Here is a 2,509-nt window from a genome sequence, read left to right as displayed (position 1 = left end):
AAGGTCAAGTTGACGACTTGGTCGCCACCGCTTTTTTGATAGTCCACTGTTACTACCATTGGGGTTGCAGAAAAGTCATAGAGCTGGATCACAGGCCACGCGCCCAAAAATCCAGCATTGTTTGTAGATATCTGTCCTGCCTTTGATCCTGGGGCATTGAGGTTTAGCGCCTTGCTCTCTCTTACCACATGCTCATTTTTAAGCGAAGATGCAGTAGATGTGCAAGTCGCAGTAATTGTTGCAGCTGGATTCTGCTTGCCTTCTATTGCACCTGTCGCTGTACTGCCTATTGCAACTCCCTTTGTTTGTGTAAAATCAACACCTGTGGCAGTGACTGCGCTTACTGCTGAACAAAATTGGCCAAAGTTTAAGCCCTTTTCCGGAATTGGTGCAGTCGAGTCTGCAATCTGTGCCTGTTTACTATCTGCAAAGTACGCATACCAATTTCCGTCTGTTGCCTGAGCCATTCTTAATTTTTTGCCATTGACTGTTACGACAGGTTCACCATAAGCCTGGTCTATTCTGTTTATATCAGGATCAGCCACGATTACTTGGATTACTTGAGGACCGGCAAAGTAGTTGTTGAATTGCGAGTTCTCAGCAGAGACGAACAAGTTTGGATTTGTACTACCATATGCAGTATGTAACATATCTGAAAAAACAAAAGTTCCTGTAGCAGTGAATATGATTACAAACAATATGACACTGATTGTCTTGGTTACTATGTTATTACAAACCATGTATTCTACCAGTCATTTTCTTGTTGATACTGAATTTGTCTTGTATCTCACGATAAAGTTTCCAGCAAATTTAATTTTCAAAACTTACTTGGATATCTTCTTGTAATGACAATTACAGAAATGATTGAAACCACTACGATAATTCCCACAAGCGGACCAAACTCTGGAACTACTTGATTTTCATTAGGTGTTATTTTTGGTTCTGGAGCTGATTCATCTGCAATAAATCCAGTTCCCTCCACAGAATCATTTTGTTGCAACTGATTGTATATCTTGACTGGTATGCCAAGTTTTGTTGGTTCTCCGCCATTTACTCCCGACTCTGCTGGAACAGTTCCACCATTAAAGTTGCCGCTGTTTTGGAAAGCAAAATAAAGATTTGCCCAGTCATTGTATCCACTCAAAGTTGACGATGTTGTAGATGAACACCCTCCTCCTGAGATACCAAGCTTGTTGAGATTCTGTGAGTATGGCGCAGTATCTGTAGATGGATTGTTGTCTTGATTCCAGTCGTTTATTGTAGAACCAGTAGTGCCCTGCATGACTGCTCCACTTGGAGTGGCAAACCATATTGGCCTCTCGCCACTTGTAGGACATGATAGGGGTTGACCAGCTACTGTACCTGATGGTGGCGGTGGATTGTTGGATGGATACTGGTAGCTACCAACAGCACTGTCTGATAATGAATTTTCGTTCAAGGTGTTTAGGGCTGAGCGGGAAAAGTCAAGTGGTCTGCAAATATCAGAATTTTTTCTAAATTCGTATGTGTATGACATTACACTAAGATAGTTTGGCTTGCAGTTATCATCATCCTGCACATTAGTGGGTGGTGCCATACCGCCATGCCATAGGCCAAGATTGTGTCCAAGTTCATGCATGAAAGAGCTTTCTTGTTCATCAATGGAACCCTTGCCATTTGTCAGTCCACCAAGTGCCATGAAAAAATCATTTCCAATTATCTCTGCCCATCCTGTTGGTGATGGTTCAGGATTAGATGATGGAGGACTGTATATTTTGTTTACAAACATACCATAGTGAAACACTTGTCTCTTTGCTGTAAGGCAGTTGTATGAATAACTAGCAGGAATTCCAGGCGGTGTCGAGTTGTTGGGGCATGATGCAGAAGGTGCATTTTGTCTCTCAGCAATTGTTCCAAAATATGTCTGCTTTAGTTTTACATAGCTTGCATAATATCCGGGATAATTTGTAGACCATACTCTGACATTATTGAAGTGCTGTTGTATGTTTCCTGTCTGACTGAATACTGCATTTCCTGGGTCTTCGCCCATTTGAACGTGCAAGTAAATTGGAGTCGGTGCATTTCTAAATGCATTAACAACATCTGCTATGGCTGATGGATCTGGGTCATGGTTATTCATCCAGTCAAGTTCTACGTAAACATCTTTCTGGTTGGGTGATGGACAATCCCCTGGAGTTGATGGATTGCATGCAAGCTTGTACTGATATGTAACACCGGGATTGTTTGGATCAGTAAACGATACACGCAAGCCTACAAAGTTGTTGTCGTTTGGATCAGGTGTTGATACCTCCCAATTGTCACATATGCCATCACCATCACTGTCTCCACCATAGTTTGTACAGTCAATCTTTCCAATTCCAGTAGCCGCATAATTTGAATTACCTGCTGGATAATTACTATCAACCTCTGTATCTGCAAAGACATGGCTTGAGCCAAGTGCAAGCACTGAAAATATTGCAGTCATACACAAGTAGACCTCAAAATGTTTCATCTCGCAAGTATTTCTGTT

The 2,509-nt window shown here is 41.8% G+C and carries 2 pseudogenes; both read right to left on the bottom strand.

Annotated features, from left to right (window positions below):
* Window positions 1-740 (bottom strand): annotated as a pseudogene (locus DYY66_RS05505) (hypothetical protein); the annotation flags it as partial.
* A 77-nt stretch (window positions 741-817) separates the two neighbouring features.
* Window positions 818-2,509 (bottom strand): annotated as a pseudogene (locus DYY66_RS05500) (hypothetical protein); the annotation flags it as partial.

It is taken from the genome of Candidatus Nitrosotalea sp. FS, from assembly GCF_011319475.1.
Lineage (GTDB): Archaea > Thermoproteota > Nitrososphaeria > Nitrososphaerales > Nitrosopumilaceae > Nitrosotalea.
Note: the sequence above shows the minus strand (reverse complement) of the source record. Positions and strands in the feature narration are given on the sequence as shown.